At 66.9% G+C, this 20,247-nt stretch carries 23 protein-coding genes; 12 read left to right on the forward strand and 11 right to left on the reverse strand.

All coding sequences use genetic code 11. The annotated features are described in order from the left end of the window. Positions 1–44 precede the first annotated feature (44 nt). From ACW174_RS09525 to ACW174_RS09535, 3 genes are read left to right on the forward strand one after another with little or no spacing between them, the layout of a single operon-like run. A complete protein-coding gene (locus tag ACW174_RS09525; protein ID WP_492014191.1) occupies positions 45–1,217 on the forward strand; it encodes an ABC transporter permease in 1,173 nt (390 codons plus the stop codon). Further along, the gene (locus tag ACW174_RS09530; protein WP_492014192.1) at positions 1,214–1,969 is read left to right on the forward strand and encodes an ABC transporter ATP-binding protein; all 756 of its coding nucleotides are present in this window, start codon (positions 1,214–1,216) and stop codon (positions 1,967–1,969) included. Before ACW174_RS09525 ends, ACW174_RS09530 begins: the two co-directional genes overlap by 4 nt. Before the next feature lie 23 nt (positions 1,970–1,992). Then, a complete protein-coding gene (locus tag ACW174_RS09535; RefSeq protein WP_492014193.1) occupies positions 1,993–3,003 on the forward strand; it encodes an HlyD family secretion protein in 1,011 nt (336 codons plus the stop codon). Between the two features lie 85 nt (positions 3,004–3,088). Here ACW174_RS09535 and ACW174_RS09540 read toward each other — a convergent pair whose 3' ends face one another. After that, complete coding sequence (locus ACW174_RS09540; protein ID WP_492014194.1) at positions 3,089–3,886, reverse strand: crotonase/enoyl-CoA hydratase family protein; 798 nt, start codon at positions 3,884–3,886, stop codon at positions 3,089–3,091. 170 nt (positions 3,887–4,056) lie between these two features. Further along, complete coding sequence (locus ACW174_RS09545; RefSeq protein WP_492014195.1) at positions 4,057–4,215, reverse strand: hypothetical protein; 159 nt, start codon at positions 4,213–4,215, stop codon at positions 4,057–4,059. 154 nt (positions 4,216–4,369) lie between these two features. Here ACW174_RS09545 and ACW174_RS09550 point away from each other — a divergent pair, with 154 nt between their 5' ends. Together ACW174_RS09550 and ACW174_RS09555 are read left to right on the forward strand one after the other, a co-directional pair. Continuing rightward, positions 4,370–4,600, forward strand: coding sequence for a DUF1289 domain-containing protein (locus tag ACW174_RS09550; protein WP_492014196.1), 231 nt, complete (start codon positions 4,370–4,372; stop codon positions 4,598–4,600). A gap of 98 nt (positions 4,601–4,698) precedes the next feature. Then, the gene (locus tag ACW174_RS09555) at positions 4,699–5,214 is read left to right on the forward strand and encodes a retropepsin-like aspartic protease family protein (protein ID WP_492014197.1); all 516 of its coding nucleotides are present in this window, start codon (positions 4,699–4,701) and stop codon (positions 5,212–5,214) included. A gap of 78 nt (positions 5,215–5,292) precedes the next feature. Here ACW174_RS09555 and ACW174_RS09560 read toward each other — a convergent pair whose 3' ends face one another. From ACW174_RS09560 to ACW174_RS09575, 4 genes are all read right to left on the reverse strand, one after another. Continuing rightward, the gene (locus ACW174_RS09560) at positions 5,293–6,117 is read right to left on the reverse strand and encodes a sulfite exporter TauE/SafE family protein (protein WP_492014198.1); all 825 of its coding nucleotides are present in this window, start codon (positions 6,115–6,117) and stop codon (positions 5,293–5,295) included. 142 nt (positions 6,118–6,259) lie between these two features. Then, on the reverse strand, positions 6,260–6,469 hold the full coding sequence (locus ACW174_RS09565) for a helix-turn-helix transcriptional regulator (RefSeq protein ID WP_492014199.1): 210 nt from the start codon (positions 6,467–6,469) through the stop codon (positions 6,260–6,262). Further along, positions 6,462–7,160, reverse strand: a complete 699-nt coding sequence (locus ACW174_RS09570; protein WP_492014200.1) for a hypothetical protein — start codon at positions 7,158–7,160, stop codon at positions 6,462–6,464. Before ACW174_RS09570 ends, ACW174_RS09565 begins: the two co-directional genes overlap by 8 nt. A gap of 63 nt (positions 7,161–7,223) precedes the next feature. Then, complete coding sequence (locus ACW174_RS09575) at positions 7,224–7,733, reverse strand: methylated-DNA--[protein]-cysteine S-methyltransferase (RefSeq protein WP_492014201.1); 510 nt, start codon at positions 7,731–7,733, stop codon at positions 7,224–7,226. A gap of 137 nt (positions 7,734–7,870) precedes the next feature. Here ACW174_RS09575 and ACW174_RS09580 point away from each other — a divergent pair, with 137 nt between their 5' ends. Beyond that, positions 7,871–8,788 carry a hypothetical protein gene (locus ACW174_RS09580; protein ID WP_492014202.1) on the forward strand — a complete coding sequence of 306 codons (918 nt, stop codon included), beginning with the start codon at positions 7,871–7,873 and terminating at the stop codon, positions 8,786–8,788. 85 nt (positions 8,789–8,873) lie between these two features. Continuing rightward, positions 8,874–11,240, forward strand: coding sequence for an excinuclease ABC subunit UvrB (uvrB, locus tag ACW174_RS09585; RefSeq protein WP_492014203.1), 2,367 nt, complete (start codon positions 8,874–8,876; stop codon positions 11,238–11,240). Between the two features lie 58 nt (positions 11,241–11,298). Here the strand turns inward: uvrB and ACW174_RS09590 are convergent, their stop codons facing one another. Together ACW174_RS09590 and ACW174_RS09595 are read right to left on the reverse strand one after the other, a co-directional pair. Then, complete coding sequence (locus tag ACW174_RS09590; protein ID WP_492014204.1) at positions 11,299–12,996, reverse strand: hypothetical protein; 1,698 nt, start codon at positions 12,994–12,996, stop codon at positions 11,299–11,301. Continuing rightward, on the reverse strand, positions 12,993–13,511 hold the full coding sequence (locus ACW174_RS09595; RefSeq protein WP_492014205.1) for a hypothetical protein: 519 nt from the start codon (positions 13,509–13,511) through the stop codon (positions 12,993–12,995). The genes ACW174_RS09590 and ACW174_RS09595 overlap by 4 nt, the downstream gene beginning before the upstream one ends. A gap of 1,029 nt (positions 13,512–14,540) precedes the next feature. Here ACW174_RS09595 and ACW174_RS09600 point away from each other — a divergent pair. Next, a complete protein-coding gene (locus ACW174_RS09600) occupies positions 14,541–14,909 on the forward strand; it encodes a hypothetical protein (RefSeq protein WP_492014206.1) in 369 nt (122 codons plus the stop codon). A 260-nt stretch (positions 14,910–15,169) separates the two neighbouring features. After that, positions 15,170–15,718, forward strand: coding sequence for a hypothetical protein (locus ACW174_RS09605; protein ID WP_492014207.1), 549 nt, complete (start codon positions 15,170–15,172; stop codon positions 15,716–15,718). A gap of 146 nt (positions 15,719–15,864) precedes the next feature. Here ACW174_RS09605 and ACW174_RS09610 read toward each other — a convergent pair whose 3' ends face one another. Continuing rightward, positions 15,865–16,068, reverse strand: coding sequence for a cold-shock protein (locus ACW174_RS09610; RefSeq protein ID WP_492014208.1), 204 nt, complete (start codon positions 16,066–16,068; stop codon positions 15,865–15,867). Between the two features lie 210 nt (positions 16,069–16,278). Beyond that, complete coding sequence (locus ACW174_RS09615) at positions 16,279–17,040, reverse strand: extensin-like domain-containing protein (RefSeq protein WP_492014209.1); 762 nt, start codon at positions 17,038–17,040, stop codon at positions 16,279–16,281. A gap of 97 nt (positions 17,041–17,137) precedes the next feature. On the opposite strand from ACW174_RS09615, the gene ppk2 reads away from it, so the two are divergent. After that, entirely contained in the window at positions 17,138–17,881 is a 744-nt protein-coding gene (gene ppk2 / locus ACW174_RS09620) for a polyphosphate kinase 2 (protein ID WP_492014210.1), read from the forward strand. Here the strand turns inward: ppk2 and gluQRS are convergent. Next, positions 17,878–18,723 (reverse strand): tRNA glutamyl-Q(34) synthetase GluQRS, encoded by an 846-nt coding sequence (gene gluQRS, locus ACW174_RS09625; RefSeq protein WP_492014211.1) that lies wholly within the window; start codon positions 18,721–18,723, stop codon positions 17,878–17,880. The genes ppk2 and gluQRS overlap by 4 nt on opposite strands. A gap of 136 nt (positions 18,724–18,859) precedes the next feature. Between gluQRS and ACW174_RS09630 the strand changes: the two genes are divergently transcribed. Both ACW174_RS09630 and ACW174_RS09635 read left to right on the forward strand, forming a co-directional pair. After that, positions 18,860–19,516, forward strand: a complete 657-nt coding sequence (locus ACW174_RS09630; RefSeq protein ID WP_492014212.1) for a DNA-3-methyladenine glycosylase family protein — start codon at positions 18,860–18,862, stop codon at positions 19,514–19,516. A 17-nt stretch (positions 19,517–19,533) separates the two neighbouring features. Then, the gene (locus ACW174_RS09635; RefSeq protein ID WP_492014213.1) at positions 19,534–20,181 is read left to right on the forward strand and encodes a trimeric intracellular cation channel family protein; all 648 of its coding nucleotides are present in this window, start codon (positions 19,534–19,536) and stop codon (positions 20,179–20,181) included. Positions 20,182–20,247 lie beyond the last annotated feature (66 nt).

Below are 20,247 nucleotides of genomic sequence, written 5' to 3' on the forward strand. Positions count from 1 at the left end.
AGGGGTCGTCAGATAGCGGTCATTGTCCGGGGCCCGCTGAATACATGTCGCTCGCGCTTTCAACCCTTCTGTACGAGTGGCGCCGCTATATGGCGGCGGTGATGGCGCTCGCCCTGTCCGGCCTGCTGGTGCTGGCCATGACGGGTGTCTTCATCGGCATCGGCAAGGGCTTCACTGCGACCATCGAGCGCTCCAGCGCCGACATCATTATCATGCAGCCGGGGGCCAAGAGCCTGATCGGCGGACCGTCGGGCGTGCCGCGCCGGTTCATTCCGCTGGCTTACCGCAATCCGGCGGTGGTCGAGGTCCAGCCGCTGGACGGCGCTGGCGGCTCCTTCCAGTCGGTCAAGAACGTCGACCCCACCATGTCGCAGGCTGATCGCGCCAAGATGGGCGCGCCGCGTCAGGAGTTCGTGCAGGCCAGCATCATCGACACCACGCCGGGCTCGGTCACCATCCCGACCGACTACTCCCCCGAACTGGTCGATGCCCTGCGTCAGCCCTACACCGTCGCCATCGACGAAACGGCCGTGCGCAAGCTCGGCGTCAAGCTGGGCGACAAGGCCCTCTACAACGGCCAGACCGTGACCGTGGCGGGCATCACCCGCGGCTATCCGAACATGATGCAATCCACCGTCATCATGTCGCGTGACACCCTGCGGATGGTGGGGCAGGCCGACACCGGTCCCCGCGTCGGCCCTCTGATGGTCAAGCTGTCCGACCCCTCCCAGGCCGAGCGCGTCGCCAATGAGCTGAACGTCCAGGGGGACGGTCAGTGGAAGGCCTGGACCCGCCAGCAACTGGCCGACGCCAACGCCGGCGCCATGTTCGAGGAGGGCATCCTCGTCATCATCATCGGCGGCTGCGTGGTCCTGGGCACCATCATCGGCGTGGCCATCACCTGGCAGACCCTGCGCGGCGCCATCATGGCCAATATCAAGGAGTTCGCGTCCCTGCGCGCCCTCGGCGTGGGCATGGGCTCGCTGCGTTGGATCGTCATGGAACTGAGCTTCTGGGTCGGTTGCGTCGGCGTGTTCGCCGCGATCTTCCTCACCTGGCTGGTGCAGCTCTTCGCCCTCTCGAACGCGGTCATCATCGCCCTGCCGATCCCGCTTCTGATCATCGTCGGCGGCGGGTTGATCATTATCGCCATGCTGTCCGGCCTGCTGTCGCTCGGCATCCTGAAGAACAGCCAACCGGCGGACCTGCTGCGATGACCAGTCACACCAAGGTTCACGGCCGGCACGGCGACTTCGCGATCGAGGCCAAGGGGCTCGTCAAGCGGTTCAAGTCCGGCAAGAGCTTCGTCGAGGTGCTCAAGGGCGTGGATTTCGACGCCCGCCACGGCGACCTCACCATGGTCATGGGGCCGTCCGGCTCCGGCAAGTCGACCCTGATCGCGGCCTTGTCCGGCCTGCTCCGCCCCGAACAGGGCCGGGTCGACGCGCTGGACATCGATGACATGTGGAAGCTGTCTTCCGGCCGCATCGACAGATTCCGCCTCGACCACTGCGGCTTCATCTTCCAGGGCTTCAACCTGTTCCCTGCGCTGTCCGCCCTGCAACAGGTCGAGATCGTGCTCAAATTCCAGGGCCTGTCCAAGGGCGACGCGCGCAAGCGCGCCCAGCTGGCGCTTGAGGAGGTCGGCCTCGGCCACCGCCTGCACCAGCGGCCGTCCGCCCTGTCCGGCGGCGAGAAGCAGCGCGTCGCCATCGCCCGCGCCCTGGCCAAGGACCCGCAAATTCTGTTCGCCGACGAACCGACCTCGGCGCTGGACGGCGAGAACGGTCAGGTGGTCATCCGCCTGCTGCGGCGCGCCGCCACCGAACACGGCGCCGCCGTCATCTGCGTCACCCACGATCCGCGCCTTGAGGCCTGGGCCGACCGGGTCATCCACATCGAGGACGGCGTCATCATCAGTGACGAACGCCGAACTCCCAATCCTGACGCCGTTCTGGCGTCGCACTGAACGCCTTCGGACCGAGAAACGACATGCGCTTCCTGAAGAACAAATGGCTCTGGATCGGCCTGATCGCGATCATCCTCGCGGTCGTTGGATTCAGCATGGTCCAGGGCAATGCGGCCAAGAAGAAGGCTGCCGACGAGAAGGCTGACGCCGAGAAGGTCGAAAGCCCCTATGCGGCCATCGCCAACGGCAAGGTCGACATCGAGGGCGGCATCATCCAGATCGCGGCCCGCCGTGGCGGCGTCGTCCGTGAGGTGCTGGTGCAGGAGGGCGACCGCGTCGTCACCGGCCAGATTCTCGCGCGTCAGGAGGATGACGAGCCGCGTCTCGCCCTGCAGACCGCCAATGCCGACCTCTCTGCCGCGGAAAGCCAGCTGCGCCTGATCCAGGTCGACATCCGCACCGCCCAGCGCGAATACGAGCGTCTTGAGCGTCTGGTCGCGACCAACTTCGTCGCCGCCGCCCGCATGGATCAGGCCCGCGACGCCATCGCCCAGGCCCAGGCCCGTCTCGGCTCGCAGCAGGCTGCCGTGCAGACGGCCCGCGCCCGCCGCGATCAGGCCGCCTATAACGTCGAGCTGACCGTCATCCGCTCGCCCGCCGAAGGCCGTATCGTCCGCCGCTACGCCAACCCCGGCGCCGGCGCCTCGACCCTGAACGTGTCCAACATGTTTGACCTCGAGCCCGACGCCCCCCGCATCGCCCGCGCCGAGATCGTCGAGAGCGACATCCCGAACGTCACCAACGGCCAGCAGGTCGAGATCACGCCCGAAGGCGATCCCTCCAAGGTCTATGTCGGCACGGTCCTGCGTCGCGCCGCCGTCTTCGGCGCCCGCAAGCTGGCCTCCGACGATCCCTCGCAGCGCTCGGATGAACGGGTCATCGAGGTCGTGGTCACCGCCGGTGACGCGCCCCTGCTGATCGGCCAGCGCGTGCTGGTCAAGTTCATGAAGCCCGGCCAGACCGCCGGCGCCCCGCGCGCCGTCACTGTCGGCGTCCCCGCCGACCGCTCCATGCAGGCCCCGGCCCAGAGCTGACGCCCGGCCTCACGCACGCGCCAACAGGGCCGTCCGGCGTTCGCCGGGCGGCCCTTGGCTTTTCGGCCACGGCTTTCGCTCGCGTTTAGCGCCCCGTGAAGTCGGCGGGCCGCTTCTCAAGCACCGCCGCCACGCCCTCTGCGTGATCCTCGGTCAGGTGGGCCAGCGCCTGCATGGCCGCCGTCATCTCCAGGATCTGGTCGAAGGTGGCGTCACGGCCCTGACGCAGCAGGGCCTTGGTCATGCGCAGGGCGTGGGGCGCCTGGGCCGCGATCTGCGTCGCCGTGGCCATGGCCTCGTCCAGCAGGGCCTCGGCCGGAACCACGCGGTTGACCAGTCCCCACTCCAGCGCCGTCTTCGCGTCCAGCGTCCGGCCCGTGAACAGCAGCTCCGCCGCCCGTGCATAACCGACGTTGCGCGGCATCAGCCAGGTCCCGCCGTCGCCCGGCAGGATGCCCAGTTTCAGGAAGGGCACCCCGAACGAGGCGGCTTCGGAGGCGATGCGGATGTCGGCCAGTCCGGCGATGTCGCAGCCCAGCCCCATGGCTGGCCCGTTCACTGCCGCCACCAGCGGAACTTCCAGCCCGTAGAGCGACCGCACGATGCGGTGGACGACGCGGCGATAGCTGTCGCGAATGCGGATGCCGTCGCCTTCGAACAGGTCCCGCTTCTCCTGCATCGCCCGCAGGTCGCCGCCCGCCGAGAAGGCCCGGCCCGCGCCGGTCAGCACCACGCAGCGCACCTCGCGATCCGCGTTCACTGCCTCGCAGGCCGAGGCGAACGCTTCGCCGTCCTGTGGATCGGGCAGGGCGTTCAGCCGATCGGCGCGATCCAGCGTCCAGAGTTCGATGGGGCCACGGCGTTCGATATGGATCAGGGTCATGGGGCAGCAGTGCCGCATTCATGGAGCGCGCTCAAGGCGCCCGTCGCGCCAGCGCTACAATCTGCGCTCAAGCAGCGAGCGACCGCGTCGCGAGCGACAGCGCCCTGCCAAAATGCAAAACCCCGGACCTTGCGGACCGGGGTTCAATCTTCCGAGGAGAGGTCTCGCCCTTAACGGCGCGCCTTGTCCATCTTGATCGGCACGAAGTTGGAGGGGTGGCTGATCACGCGATCGCCGGCTCCGTTGGTGTTCTTCGTGTTCACCAGCATGCCGCCCCAGAGCGCAAAGCTCATCATGGCGTGCTGCAGATTACGGTCCTTGTCGTTCATCTTGATGTCTCCTTTCGTTGAACGATGAAAAGAGACACGTCGTGCTGATCGGGAGTCTCACCGTCATAGTCGTTTCGCGTCACGGTCAAGGTAGGATAACCATGGCCGGATTGCAACTGTTTTTTACTCCGCTACCGGACCATATTTCTTTCAGATGTCATCAATGCCCTCCGACGCCTCCCGACAACCGCCGCGCCCGGTCGCCACGCCGTGCGTCAAGGTCTGCATCGTCGACGGCCCGACAGGGCTCTGCCTCGGTTGCTACCGCACCTTGCAGGAGATCGGCGGCTGGAGCGCCCTGACCGATGAGCAGCGCGCCGGGATCATGGCCGATCTGACCGCGCGACGGGCTCGCATCGATCCGGCGAAGCTGGGGCCGGTCTGAAGCCGCGCGTTCAGATTCCGTCCACCATCCTCCTTCACCGCATCCCAATCGGCGTGTGCGACACCGGTCGGGCCCGCAGTTAGCGGTGGTAGCCGCGGATGCGTGCGTCGATGCGTTTCGACCTGTCTTCTCTCGGGGTCCTGTCCCTCGCTGTCGCCTCGTCGCTGAGCGTCCTGTGGTGGATGGACCGGGCGGGCCTCCACAGCGAGGCCCAGGCGGCTGAGCGGCCTGCCGTCCATGCCTCGGGCGTCCCCGGTGAGGTGCTCAAGGCCTCCGACGGTCATTACTGGGCTGAGGCCCGGATCGAGGGGCGCACCGTTCAGGTCATGGTCGACACTGGCGCCAGTCTGGTCGTCCTGACGCCCGCCGACGCCGCGCGCCTGGGGCTGAACCTCGACGCCGATGCTTTCACCACCCGGCTGACGACCGCCTCCGGCCCGGTTCGCGCCGCGCCGGTCCGCCTGCGGTCCGTCTCCGTCGCCGGGGCCCGCGTTGAACAGGTCGAGGCCGTTGTGGTCGAAAAGGGCTTGCCGCACTCGTTGCTCGGCATGAGTTACCTCGGCCGCCTGTCCGCCTTCACCGCGACCCCGGCGGCTCTGACGCTGACGCCGTAGAGGCGGCGGTAGAGCAGGAGGCCGGAACGCCTGCCTGCCGGCGCCGATCCGAAATCCTGCTGCCTGCTGCCTGCTGCCTCAAACCGCCTTCACAACCACCGACAGCGCCGTCGCCAACATGTAGACGGCGAACACCTTGCGCAGGACGCGCTTGTCGAGCCGGTGCGCCAGCCGGGCGCCCCACGGCGCCACCGCCGTGGTCAGCAGGCCCATGATGATCGCGGCGGGAATGTTGATGTAGCCGATCGAGAAGGGCGGACGTCCGACGGCGTCCCAGCCAAACACGACGAAGCCCGCCGCCGCCGCCGCGCCGATCGCCACGCCGAAGCCGGACGCGGTCGCGACCGCCTGGTGGATCGGCCGCCCGCACAGGGTCAGCATCAGTCCCCCGAAACTACCGCCCCCGATCCCCATCATGGCCGACAGCCCGCCGATGGCCGTCCCCACGACGCGTCGCATCCAGCCGGTCGGCACGCCCTTCGCCAGGGTGAATCGCTCGGGCAGCAGAGCCAGTTGCAGCCCGATCAGGGCGAGACAGACCCCATAGACGATGGCCAGCCCTTCCATTGAGGCGACCCCGGCGACGGCCGCGCCGATCAGGGCGCCGATCCCGACCCAGGGCGTCCAGCTTTTCAGCACCGCCTCGTCCACCGCGCCATGGCTGCGATGCGCCTTCAGCGATCGCAGGGAGGTCGCCACGATGGTCAGCAGGGAGGTCCCGACGGCGACGTGCAGATTGCTTTCGCCGCCGACGCCCAGCACCTCGAACGCATAGAAGAGGGCGGGCACGATCACGGTGCCGCCGCCCACGCCGAACAACCCCGCCACCACGCCCCCCGCCAGCCCGGCCGCGACCAGCGCCGCCAGCAGGATGAGGATTTCGGACAGGGGGAGGGTGGTCATGTTGGCGGGTGTAGCGGGTCGAGAAGGCAATAGGCAGTAGGCAGTAGGCAGTAGGCAGTAGGCAGTAGGGATTGGCCGCCCTGGTCGACACTCCGCCGTCGCCCTATTGCCTACTGCCTATCTGCCTACTGCCTCTCCGCTCTCAATCCGCCAGCCAGAACAGCTCTTCCACCGTCACCCCCAGCGCCCGCGCCAGCGACAGCGCTAGGATGGTCGAGGGGATGAAGACGCCGTTCTCAACCGTATTGACGGTCTTGCGCGACACCCCGGCCTTCTCGGCCAGTTCCGCCTGCGTCAGCCCCGCCGCCTGCCGCGCCTCCTTCAGCCGCGAGGCCAGCCGCGGGTCACTCATCGGCTTCCATCTCCCGCTCCGCCCGGCGATGGAGTTGCGCGAATCTCAGCGCCGCCGTGGTAGCCGACACCCAGAGGATCATCGGCAGGGCCACGATCACCGCTTCCGCGTTCCACAATCCGACCAGATAGGCGCCGGCCACGCCGACCAGCAGCACCCAGAAGGCGCAGGTGATGGCGCTGGCGCGATAGGATCGGGTCAGTTCGTCCTCGATCAGGCGTTTGATCTTCTTCGACCCCCCGTCCCAGCCCATCAGCATCAGCGGGATCAGCAACAGGTTCACCACCGCCATCCCGGCGAGGATGACGCCGCTCCAGCTCGTATCCTCGCCGCTCAGCCACTCCTGTGAACGGGTCATCGCGATCACCGTCAGGCCGAAGGTGGCCGCCGGCAGGATGGTGATCCCGCCGACCCAACTGCGTTGCACGCGATCGCGATAGCTGCCGGTGTGGTTTCGCGTCTGTTCCGCCGTGTCGGGGCGGTAGGCGAACAGCCCGATCACTCCGGCACAGACGATGGCGATCCCGGAGAAGGTCGCGATACCCAGAAGAGCGTGTCGGTCGAGACCGTTCTTCTCCCACAGGACGCCCGAGGCCGCCGCGAGCAGCGCGCCAAATCCGCACACCGCCATGGCGGTTCGGTGCCGGAAGGCCCGCCGCCGCTCGGTCGCTGCTCCGTTTTCCATGGCCATGACCCCGTCTCCCCGTGTCACCTACGGGTTACATGTCACCTCAGGGTTACATGAGTCAAGCGGTCAGAGCAGCAGCGCTCCCTCATGCCGCAGCAGCCAGGTCTTGCGCTCCAGCCCGCCGCCGAAGCCGACCATGGCGCCGTCCGCGCCGACGACCCGGTGACAGGGCAAAACCACCGCGATCGGGTTGCGGTTCAGCGCCACGCCCGCCGCCTGCGCCGCGCCCGGTTCACCCGCGCGCCTGGCCATTTCGCCATAGCTGATGGTCAGGCCCGCCGGGATATCCGCCAGCGCCCGCCAGACCCGCGCCTGAAAGCCGTTCGCTGCGACGGCGCCGTCCAGCGACCAGGGCGTGCGGCCCAGCGCGGCCTGATCGCCGTCGAAATAGGCCTCCAGCCCGACGCGGATCGGCCCCGGCGTTCCGCCGTCGGCCAATCGCGCGTCCGGATACTCCCGGTGCATGACCCTCGACAGGCCGTCGCCGAACGACACGCCGCGCAAGCGCTCCTGTTCGTCGCAGGCCAAAGCCAGCGGGCCGACGGGCGAGGGCAGGGTGGAGACGATCAGGATCATCCGCGCATGATAGTCCCGCCGGGGGCGTTCCGCTCGCGGCTTTCGGGCGCCCTTCCCCGAGCGTGCCGCGCCCGCTGACGGCAACCTTAACGGCTGGCTACCGTTCTGCCGGTCTCGACAACGGTCGGAGAGACCTGATGCCTTCCCCCAAAACCATTTCCGCCATCGCCGCCGGCGCCTTCGTTCTGGCCGCCGCACCGCTGGCGGTCGCCCAGACCCCCTATTCCTCGACCCAGCAGCAACAGCCCTCCAGCCAGCAGGACGCCTTCGGCGCCATCCTCGGCGCCCTTTTCGGTGACCGTCTCGGCGTCTCGACCTCGCTGGAAAGCGAGTGGAGCCGTGGCCGCCGTCCGCTCTCGACCCAGAGCGCCCAGTTCCAGACCCGGCTCGACACCGACGTCCGCTCCGGCCGCCTGTCCAGCAGCGAGGCCAACCGCCTGCGCGGCGAGTACGATGATCTGGTCCGGCTGGAGGCGCGCTATACGTCCGACGGTCGGGTCACCGCACAGGAACGGGCCGATCTCGTCGCCCAGTACCGTGAGTTCTCGCAGCGCGTCGAAGCCGGCGGGTCGGACTACTCCGGCGGTCGCACCTCCGTCGCCGATGGCCGCGCGGAGTTCGACGCCCGCGTCGACGCCGCCCTGCGCAACCGCCGCCTGACCCGCACCGAGGCCACCCGTCTCAAGACCGACTATCAGGACCTGATCCGCGTCGAGAGCGGCTATATGCGCGACGGTCGCCTGACCGCCCAGGAGCGTGACGATCTCGACAGCCGCCTGGATGCGCTGGACGCCCGCGTCGGCGACGGCCCGACCAATGGCGGCGGCAACAACGGCTATCTCGACAACCGCACCCGCCTGTCCAACATCGAGCGCGCCGTATCGGCTTCCAACTCGGGCCTCAGCCGCACCGAGGTCGCCGATATCCGCGTCGAGGCCGGCGATCTGATGCGTCTGGACGCCGCCTACAGCCGCACCCAGCCCTCGTCGGACGACCGGACCTATCTGGAGCGTCGTATCGGGGAACTGGAAGTCCGCGCCCGCATCCGGCGCTAGGCCTGCCGCCACCCTGCTGTCAGCAGCCAACATGAGGGGCGTGCGTTCACTGGCGCACGCCCCTTCCGCTGACTAGATTGCGTTCATGGCCCGTTCTCCCCGGAATTCCACCCAAGTCACCCCGCAGGGGACCCGCAAGCCGGAGCATGTCCGCGCCGAGCCCGCCGGCGTGTCGGAGGCCTCGGCCCCCTTCGTCTTCGACGCGGGATCGAAGCCCAGGTCCATGCCGATGTTCGCCCCGGTCACCGGGCCGCGCCTGACGCCGGAGGAGGCGCCGGGCAAGCCGGCCGACTGGGCCCCGCACCGACCGGACCGGCCCAATGGCCGCAAGCACATCCCCTTCCGGCTGGAGACCAAATACACGCCAGCCGGGGACCAGCCCGCCGCCATCGCCGAACTGGTCGCCACCGCCGAGGCCGGCGAGCGGGATCAGGTCCTGCTGGGCGTCACCGGCTCGGGCAAGACCTTCACCATGGCCAAGGTCATCGAGGCGACCCAGCGCCCGGCCCTGATCCTGGCCCCCAACAAGACCCTCGCGGCCCAGCTCTATTCCGAGTTCAAGAGCTTCTTCCCGGACAATGCGGTCGAGTATTTCGTCTCGTACTACGACTACTATCAACCGGAAGCTTATGTACCAAAATCAGATACTTACATCGAGAAAGACAGCTCGATAAACGAGCAGATCGACCGGATGCGCCACTCGGCGACGCGGTCGATCCTGGAGCGGGACGATGTGATCGTGGTCGCCTCGGTCAGCTGCATCTACGGCATCGGGTCGGTGGAGACCTATACGGCGATGACCTTCACGCTGAAGGTCGGGGATCAGATCGATGAGGCGAAGCTGAGGGCGGATCTGATCGCGCTGCAGTACAAGCGCAACGACCTGAATTTCGAGCGCGGCATGTTCCGCAAGCGCGGCGACGTGCTTGAGATCTTCCCGGTCCACATGGAGGACCGCGCCTGGCGTATCCAGCTGTTCGGGGACGAACTGGAATCGATCCAGGAGTTCGATCCCCTGACCGGCAAGAAGACCAATGACCTGGAGGAGGTCACCGTCTACGCCGCCAGCCACTACGTCACCCCGCGCCCGTCGCTGAACCAGGCCATGACCGGCATCAAGGCCGAGCTGAAGGAGACGCTCGACTGGATGGTCGAGAACGGCAAGCTGCTGGAGGCCCAGCGCCTCGAGCAACGCGTGCGCTTCGATCTGGAGATGATGGAGGCCACCGGCTCCTGCGCCGGCATCGAGAACTACAGCCGCTGGCTGACCGGCCGCGCGCCCGGCGAGCCGCCGCCCACCTTCTTCGAATACATCCCCGACAACGCCCTGCTGTTCCTCGACGAGAGCCACGTCACCGTGGGCCAGATCGGCGGCATGTACCGGGGCGACTACCGCCGCAAATCCACCCTGGCGGAGTACGGCTTCCGCCTGCCCAGCTGTATCGACAACCGGCCGCTCAAATTCGACGAGTGGGACGCCATGCGCCCCCAGACCGTCCACGTCAGCGCCACCCCGGGCAGCTGGGAGATGGAGCGCACCGGCGGCGTCTTCACCGAACAGGTCATCCGCCCCACCGGCCTGATCGATCCCCCGGTCGAGATCCGTCCGGTCAGCGGCACGACCCGCAATCAGGTCGACGACGTCATCGACGAGGTCAAACAGGTCGCCCGCCAGGGCTATCGCTCCCTCGTCACCGTCCTGACCAAGAAGATGGCCGAGGACCTGACGGAATACATGCACGAGCAGGGCGTCCGCGTCCGCTACATGCACTCCGACGTCGACACCCTGGAGCGGATCGAGATCCTGCGCGACCTGCGTCTGGGCGCCTTCGACGTCCTGATCGGCATCAACCTGCTGCGCGAGGGCCTCGACATCCCCGAGTGCGGTCTGGTCGCCATCCTCGACGCCGACAAGGAGGGCTTCCTGCGCTCCGAGACCTCATTGATCCAGACCATCGGCCGCGCCGCGCGCAACGTCGACGGCCGCGTCATCCTCTATGCCGACCGCATGACCGGCTCGATGGAGCGCGCCATCGCCGAGACCAACCGCCGGCGCGAGAAACAGGTCGAGTACAACACCGAACACGGCATCACCCCGGAATCGGTCAAGCGCGACATCAAGGAAATCATGGCCTCGCCCTACGAGAGCCGCGAGATGGACCGCCTGACCAACCCGGGCGTCCGCGACGAGTCCAAACCCTTCGTCGGCACCAACTTCCAGGCCGCCCTCAAGGACCTGGAAGGCCGCATGCGCAACGCCGCCGCCAACCTGGAGTTCGAGGAGGCCGGCCGCCTGCGCGACGAGATCAAGAAGATGAAGCTCCTCGACCTGGAGTTCGCCAACGACCTGATGACCGGGGCGGGGGAGGAGGTCGACAAGTCGGCGCCGAAACGCTGGCGGGCCGAGGCGGCGGCGGAGAAGGCGGAGGCGTTCCGGAAGGGGCGGCTGTAGGGGGGGGCGATCTAGCGGGATGCCGCATCATGCACGTAGAGGTGATCAGCGCTTAAGCTTACCGATTTGGCTTGTCTCTCTTCAGTGCATTCATGAAGTTGCTCAGCCAACTGAGGTTTCCTTTCTCGGCGAATTCGACCGCAAGCTCCTCATTCTCAATGAGCCACTTGGCAGCACTAAGATCTTTTCTTGACGACAGGGAGCCCGCAAATTCGCGCGAAACTGGCTGGTTCTCCTTCTGGGCGGCTTCAGCCAGTTGACCCGCAGCTTGTGACAAAAGGTTTTCTGCTGTGATGACGGCTCCAGCCTCAATGACCTGAAGCGTAGCTGTGGTGTCGAATCCATCGATGTACTCATCAATGCGGTGATGAGCTCTACCTGTTATAATGTCTTGCTTGAGGCGAACGACGTCTAGTATCTCTTTTGCGGCATCGGGCGCTGAGTCAGGTATATCGACGCGACGAACTTGATTTTCATATTCGTTCCAAGAGGAGAACTGGCTCAAGAAGCGTCCGACAACAGCGTACATTGTTGCGGCTTCTGCGAGAGTATCCTCCGAAACAATGTCTGTGGCCGAATCTATCCGAATTTGAATTCCCCCTAGTTCGGTGCCCAGTTGAACAACTAAGCCATCATCGTAGTCGTCCTTCGAAATCCTTTCTAACATGGATCTCAAGCGTTGTAGGCGGCTAACAACGCTCGGCAACGTGTTCGACAAGTTACCAAAGTTGAGTAGATCATCGACAGAATGAACGCAGGTTTGGGCGGCACCTATAACTTTTGGTGCCAGTGCGGCCATTTCGCGATCGGTCACGACGTCGATTACATCGCCCTCCGATCTAAACTGAATTGGAGCGGCTTTTTGCTGAGGAACGGTAAGGCGCAGCGCCGGCATATCGTCGTCTGCATCCGTAGATGCAAAGGCAGTCAAGAACAGATCGGCGGCGGTCTCACCGATCCTACCAGAATCCAGAAGGACTTGCTCTGCCGGTGACCGGCTTTTTTTCCAAATCTGAAAGGCAGATCCAATAATCCCCCGGGATCTACGGAAATGTTGAGCGGAATCGTTGAGAAGTTCGTCTACAGAAAGATAGTCACGTTCCCTTGAAGAAAAAACCGAGGGCGATTTCGCCCAAGATGGTTCTTGGCCTTCGACGACAATCAGAAGCCGACTTATTGCTGGTGTGTGATAGTAAGTCCAGATAGCGATGAGAAATTCAAACGTAAAATAGTCTCGATTTGCTCTCAACACCATATCGCCCTGTAGGGCGCTAACTCGGAAGGGGAGTATGTACTTCTCAATATCGGCTTCCGTGCCGTCTTTTACACGTCTAGTGGCTCTATAAAAAGGTTTAATGTAGTCAATTAAAGTCTTCCAAGTTGCCTCGGCTGCGAAGTCAAATATGTCGTGGAAGGCTACTAGTTCCTCTGTTCTCCGTATCGATATGGAACGTGGGACGGGCCGCGAGATGAACGATTCAACCTTGTACCTTGAGCGTGCCGGCATCGGCGCGCGTCTCGCGGCGTGATCTCGCACGCTGAAACGCTTGCCGCCGACGAACGCTTGGGCGGGTTGTCGCAGTCCAACGGAGCGGCTGTAGGCTGGCAGCTCTTCGCCAACATCCGTCCCCCAGAGGACCCCGACCCCTCTCGGTGGGAGGGCTGCGAGAGCTCCCGGTATCGCCCTGAAGGTCGGAATGGTTACCGGCGGCGCGGTTTCATTGCCAGTTAAGGTGCCGAGTTCGAATGGGGTCATTTCTTCAAGCCGATGAGCTGACCGGCTGCTTCCATTAGCGAAAGCGGAGCGCCGTGGCGGGCCGCGCGAGCGATGTGGACCTTGAGGTCTTCAGCGCAGGCGTCGATATTCTTGAGTTGTGCCTTCGCTTTCGCTGCCCTCGCGGTCGGGTTTTGGCCTGGCGTTTTTAGGTAAACGTTCAGTCCGGCAGTCGCGCCTAGGAGAACATCTACGCGGTAAGCAAGGTTAGTGAAGTGAATGGCGACGGACATTTTCATAGTCGTAAATGCATCAGACATCTCTTTTGTCTGGGTATCGTTCAACGGAAGCCCTGCAATCTTTTTCGGTGACAAGTCATGCACCGTTGCGACCTTGAAAAGCGAAACATACTGATCTAGCGCGAGATAAAATTCTTCCGCCTTAAGCCGTCTATAGTCGTTTGACTCGCGATTATAATTGAGCGTGAACGTAGCTAAGGCGCTGAAGCTTCCGCTCAGAATCCCGACACAGACGGCGATCCACCAAGGATTTTGCACTTCCCCTCCGCCCCATTCCCATCTTCCAGTGGCTAACCAGAAAGCGGAGGTACTGCAACATCTCGGCCAGCTAACCGCGAGTTGACGCGATCGCAGCCTGATCCTCTCGTTCAATTGGGGAATAGCTATTCAGAGGCGTGACGCTTCCGCTAGCTGTCTCTCTCTCCGCAGCAGGGCTAACCCCTGACCCGCCACCCGCTACGGTGGATGGATGGGGCATGACGACAATCACTGGTGCGAACTCGGCTTCGCCGAGCCGAGCGCCGTCTTCAAGGGGCCGACCCAGACCGCGCGGCCGGTGACCGAGGCCTGGGTCTCTCCTCACGGCTTCTGTCCCAACGGCCCGGCGGACCACCTGCCGCAACTGCCGAATGGCGCGTTCGTCGCCGGGATGACGATAGCGGAGGGGGTGCGGCGATCATGGCCGCCTCCGGATGGCCCAGATGATGGTGGCGCCGGCGCTCAGCATCGCTGCGAGGCCGAAGAGGATGGCGGGGTCGGTGATGATCATTCGCGTTTCCTTGCCCATCGCCGGACCGCCGCCACGACATGTGGCTTGCGGGGAAATGGGTTAAGTCAACGGGGTCCCGAAACCTCGCCTCGCGCTCTCGCGCGCCGCTGGATCCCCCGGTCTCCCCTCGCTTTCGCGAGGGTCGCCGGAGGATGACGAAAGCAACTGGAGGTGGGGTGGGCCGGTGATCCACAGCCGCCAGAACAAAAAGCGAACAAACGTCTTCCGCCGCCGCCCCTTCCCGCGCTACGCCTTCGTCGTCGGTCCCCTGCCGCGACGAAAGCCCCCCCCGTGTCCGCCTCGCCCGCCCGTCCTGTTCGCTTTCTTCACGTCCGCTGCCTGCGTCCCGGGTGCGGGCATGACGCCGTGATCGATGCGGTGCGGCGGTTCGGGGGGGAGGCCCTTCCGCCACCGGGGCTGTCGCGGCGGTTCGTGTGCGAGTGCGGGTCGCGGACGGCGCATGTCAGCCATGCGGACCGCAAGCCGACGCGGGATAATCCCTGCGGGTGGCTGTAGCCATGCATCTTCGCCCGCTCGGACCGGACAAGCCGCCCGCCCTGATCACCCTGCAGTCGGCGCGGCGGCACGACATGACGCTGAGGTTCGGGTGCGAGTTCTGTCGCCGCTGGTCGGTGGTGCGGGGCGCGGACCTGCCGGAGCGGCTGAGCGCGGTGGCGCTGGGCGAGTGGTGGCTGGACGGGCGGTTCCGCTGTTCCGGCTGCGGCCGGCCGGCGGCCTCGCTGGAGGTGGTCGAGTCGGAAAAGGTCGGGCTGCGGCGCGAATACTGGGCGCTGGGGGAGCCCTTCACCGCCGAGCGGCTGAGACGGCACTGGCGCTGGGACCCGCATGACCGGCGGGACTGGCCGGCGTGGTTTCGGCGGAGGTAGGCAGTAGGGGAGGCAGCAGTGAGCAGGCAGCAGGCAGCAGGAAGAGAGGCAGTAGGCAGTAGGCAGTAGGCAGTAGGCAGTAGGGAAGGCAGCAGGAAGCAGGCAGGCAGCAGTGAGCAGGAAGACGCCAGGGCCGTCTGCGAGTGCCGACGCGGAGTCTGCGGATGGGAATGGCTGCGCCCCTACTGCCTACTGCCTACTGCCTACTGCCTCCCCCCTACGACCAAAACTGACGGATCGGCGGTTTACGATCCTGCCTCATGGACTGGAGCGAACAGAAGATCCTGTCGGACGAGGGCTGGGCCGAGGTCCGGCGGGGCTGGGAGGCGGGGGAGACCGGGGCGTCGCTGGCGCGGCGGTATCAGGTCGGGCTGGCCAACCTGTGGCGGCGGCGGGCGTCCGAGGGCTGGGCGCGGCCCGAGCGGCCGGACCCCAGGCCGGAGCCGGTGGAGGGCTGGGACCGGTGGGGGCGGGCGCGGCTGGAGGCGTTCGAGCGGCAGCTGGCCGAGGCGCGGGCGCTGGCCCTGACCCTGGCGGCCGGGATGCAGGGCGAGGGGGCGCCGGAGGGCGTGCCGCTGTGGCATGTGGGCTTCGTGCTGGACTGGCGGGCCGGGCATCTGGGGCCGGAGGTCGCGGCGCGGGACCGGGACTGGCTGACGCAGGCGCATCCGTGGACGGCGGACTTCTGGGACGCGGCGGGGCGGCTGTCGCCCGTCGACTATCTGGACATGTGCGCGGTGATGGCCAACCGGGACGCCTGGCGCGAGGAGGTCGGCCTGCCGCCGGGGGTGGCGGTGGATGTGCCTTAGGGAGAGGTGAGGGGTGGGCGCCCGCGCGAAGCGCCAGGCCGCGTCGGGTCGGGAGGTCCCCGCAGGGGCCGACGGTCCGCGGCCAAAAAGAAAGGCGCGGAAGCTTTCGCTGCCGCGCCTTTCAAATCGATTGTGTCGTCGGGTCCCTAGAGAACCTTCAGATCCACCGCCGAGGTCTTGCCGCGCTGGGATTCCAGCTCGTATTCGACCTTGGCGTTTTCATCCAGACCGGCGAGGCCGGCCTTCTGAACCGCGGTGATGTGGACGAAAACGTCCTGACCGCCGCCATCAGGCTGGATGAAACCGAAACCCTTCGTCGGGTTGAACCACTTGACCGTACCGGTCGCCATAATTGCGTCTCCGTAAACGCGCTTTCCAGGCGGACGCCCCGGCGGGGTCGTCCGTCAGCCCATCTGGACAAGCTCGTTCTCGGTAGAAGGAGCGCTGCGCGGGGATGGAGACCGCGCGAAATCCGGACTGCGGGCGAAGTTCTCACCCGCAAAAAGGCAACGGTCAACAGCAAAGAGATTCGCTCGCAAGGCGAACAGGGTGAGCGGCGCTTAACCACACAGGCCGCGGGCGGCCCCGTCGAGGTGCAGGTGGTCGCGGTGGGCCTCGTTGTAGTCCGGGCTGAGGACGGTCGAAAACAGCCGGCAGCCGCCGTCTCGCAGGCGATGCAGGAAGCGGGCGCGGGGCTCTCCGTCCGGCGTCGGGGCGGTCCAGTCGTTGGCGACGGAGAGGGTGCGGCCGTCCTCGAGGGTGACGCCCGCGACATCGAGGGCGTTGGCGCGGGCGTGCTCGCTGGGCCGGTCCTGGGGCTTGTCGGAGTTGTAGATGCGGCGGCAGGCGTAGGAGCCGTAGTTGTCGACGCGGGCGACCTTCGAGCCGAGGATCTCCTGGGCGGCGGGCTGCAGCACCTGCCGGTCCCAGATGACGTAGCGGACGGCCAGCGGGCACTGCATGACCAGACCGCCGGGGGCCAGGGGGGTGACGGCGCCGCCGGTGATGCGGACCGCGCCGCGGACGACGCAGAAGCCGCCGTCGTCGCGATCCTCGGCCCGCTCCACGGTCACGCCGGCGTCGCGCAAGGTGCGCATACAGGCCTCGGTGACGGCGGTGACCTCCTCCGGGGCGGCGACGCGGGCGATCTCGAAATCATCGACCTTGGCGGCGGTGGCCTGGCCGATGGGATGGCTGAGGTCCAGCGGCTTCCACGGCAGGTCCTGATGCGGGGCGAAGGCGTTGAGCAGGGCGAAGGCCGCGCAGAGGCCAAGGGCGGCTTCCCACAGCAGGTTCCAGAAATCGGCGAAGTCGCGCTTCATGCCGGGACAGCGTTAACTGACCCGGCGGCGCGGGCAAGGGGCCAAAGGCGGGAAGGGCCGCGCTTGCCCTGACCGGCGGGGGCGCGCACGGTGGGGCATGAGCAAGAAAGACTATGAGCACGCGCTGGAGCGACTGCAGGTCGCGCTGGTGGAGATGCAGGCCTGGACGATCGACAAGGGGCTGCGGACCCTGATCGTGTTCGAGGGGCGCGACAGCGCGGGCAAGGACGGCGCGATCAAGCGGCTGACCGAATATATGTCGCCGCGCCAGACGCGGGTGATCGCCCTGCCCAAGCCGACCGAGCGCGAGACGACGCAGTGGTATTTCCAGCGCTATGTCGCCCACCTGCCGGCGGCGGGGGAGACGGTGATCCTGAACCGCTCCTGGTACAATCGCGGCGGGGTCGAGCCGGTGATGGGCTTCTGCACCCCGAAACAGCACGAGCAGTTCCTGAAGGACGCGCCGCGCTTCGAGCGAATGCTGGCCGACGACGGGGTGCGGATCATCAAGCTTTGGCTGGACATTTCGAAGGACGAACAGGCCAGGCGGCTGGCCGAGCGGGTCGATGATCCGCTGAAGCGGTTCAAGGTGTCGTCGCTGGACGCGGAGGCGCAGGCGCGCTGGGACGCCTACAGCGAGGCCCGCGACCGGATGCTGGAGGAGACCGACAGCGGCCCTGCGCCGTGGACCGTGGTGGCGACCGACGACAAGAAGACCGCCCGGCTCAGCATCATCCGCCACGTCCTGCGCACCGTCGGCGGCCCGGGGGAGACGGTGGAGAAGCCGGACCGCGACGTGGTCTTCCCGGCGGCCAACAACCGCGACCGGCTGTCCCGCTAGAGCCCGAGCTCGGCCCGCAGCGTGGCCGGGGAGACGCCCTGCTCGCGCAGGTGCGCCAGGGTGACGGAGCCGTCGCGCTTGGCGTAGCGACGCCCGTCCTCGCCGGTGATGAGCCGGTGGTGGCGATAGACGGGAGCGCCCCAGCCCATCAGGGCCTGGATCAGGATCTGGATATGGGTCGCCTCGAACAGGTCCTGGCCGCGGATAACGTGGCTGACGGCCTGCAGGGCGTCGTCGTGGGTGACGGCGACGTGGTAGGCGGTCCCGGCGTCCTTGCGGGCGACGACGACGTCTCCGGCGGTCTCGGGCCGGGCGCGGATCAGGCCGCGCTCGCCGTCCGGACCCTCGCCCTCCTCGACGAAGGCCAGCGCCTGCCAGGCCCGGTCGCCGAGGACCTCGCGGGCGCGGTCCAGCGACAGCCGCCAGGCGAAGGCGCGGCCCTCGGCCAGCAGGGCGGCCTCCTCGTCGGCGGGATGGGGTCCCGGCCGTACGGCCTCGGCGCTGCCGTGCGGGGCGTCCCCGATGGCGTCGAGGATCTCCTTGCGGGTGCGGAAGCAGCGGTACAGCAGGCCGCGCCGATCCAGGGCGTCGATGACGCCGGCGTAGTCGGCCAGATGCTCTGACTGACGGCGCACCGGCGTCTCCCAGTCGAGGCCCAGCCAGGCGAGGTCTTCAAGGATGCCGGCGTCGAACTCGGGCCGGCAGCGGGTGGGGTCGATGTCCTCGATCCGCAGGAGGAAGCGGCCGCCGGCCGCCTTCGCCGTGGTCCAGGCGGTCAGGGCCGAGAAGGCGTGACCCTTGTGCAGGCGCCCGGTCGGCGAGGGGGCGAAGCGGGTGATCATCTTCCCCGCGCTCCTCGCGATTTTCGGACGCCGTCGTCCGGGGCCGCTTGTGCGGGCAGGGGCGGATGGATGAGGTCATTCGCCTTGGGCATGTCCAACGCCTAGATCAGCCGCTTCCGCCTGTCGATGAGGTCCGATGCCCGTTTGCCCCACGCCTGAACAGATCGCCGCCGCGCGCCAAGCCCTGGTCCTTCTCGATCCGGCGCTGGCCGAGGCGCATGCACGCCTGCCGGTGTTCGAGTGGCGCCTGCGGACGGGCGGTTTCGAGGGGCTGTTCCGCATGATCGTGGAGCAGCAGGTGTCGGTGCAATCCGCCGCCGCCATCTGGAAGCGGGTGGTCGAGGGGCTGGACGGGGAGCTGACGCCGCAACGGGTGCTGGCGACGCCGATCGAGGCGCTGCGGGCGATGGGGCTGTCGATCCAGAAGGCGACCTACGGGCATGAGATCGCCCGCGCCCACGTCGACGGCCGGATCGACTTCGACCATCTGGAGCGGCTGTCGGACGCGGAGGCGGTGGCGAAGCTGGTGGCGATCAAGGGCGTCGGGCGGTGGACGGCCGAGACCTTCCTGATGTTCTGCGAGGGGCGGACAGATGTATTTCCGGGCGGCGATATCGCCCTGCAGGAGGCGATGCGCTGGGCCGACGGATCGCCGACGCGGCCGAAGGAAAAGGCGGCCAATCTGCGGGCCGGGATGTGGTCGCCACACCGCAGCGTGGCGGCCCATCTGTTGTGGGGCTGGTACGGCGCGGTGAAGCGCGGCGAGATCGGACTGGAGAACCCGCCCGCATAGAGGCTAGGTTCGGCCGCATGACGCCTCTGGTCGACCCCGCCATCGCCAATCCCGAAACCGTTCTCGGCGCGCTCGATTTCGCGGGCGTGGCCGTGTTCGCCGCGACCGGCGCCCTGGCCGCCGCGCGCCAGAAGCATGACCTGGTCACCTTCGCCTTCTTCGGCGCCATCACCGGGGTCGGCGGCGGGACGCTGCGCGACCTGCTGATCGGGGCCCCGGTCTTCTGGGTGAAGGACTGGCGCTACATCGCCGTCTGTCTGGCCGCATCGGTGGCGGTGTGGCTGGTCGGGGCGCGGCCCTGGCGGTTCCGCGCCCTGCTGTGGCTGGATGCTTTCGGGCTCGCCGCCTATGGCGTGATGGGCGCGGCCAAGGCCAGCGCCTTCGGCATCGCGCCGCTGATCTGCATCGTCATGGGCGCGCTGACGGCCTGTTTCGGCGGGGTGGTGCGCGACCTGCTGGCCGGCGAGCCGTCGATCCTGTTGCGGCGCGAGATCACGGTGTCGGCGGCCCTGCTGGCGGCGACGGTGTTCGTGCTGGCCCGGGTCCTGGGTCTGGACCTGTGGCCGGCGGCCTTCGTCGGCGCGGTTATGGGCTTTGGCCTGAGGGCCGGGGCGCTGGTCTGGGGCTGGAGCCTGCCGGCGTTTCCGGGGACGGTGACGCGCTGATCTATCGACGGACACCGTCGCAAAAGCGTCGTCGTGCGGTCATCGCCAAGCCCACGAATCAAGGCT

This window comes from Brevundimonas sp. AVps31 (assembly GCF_058681355.1).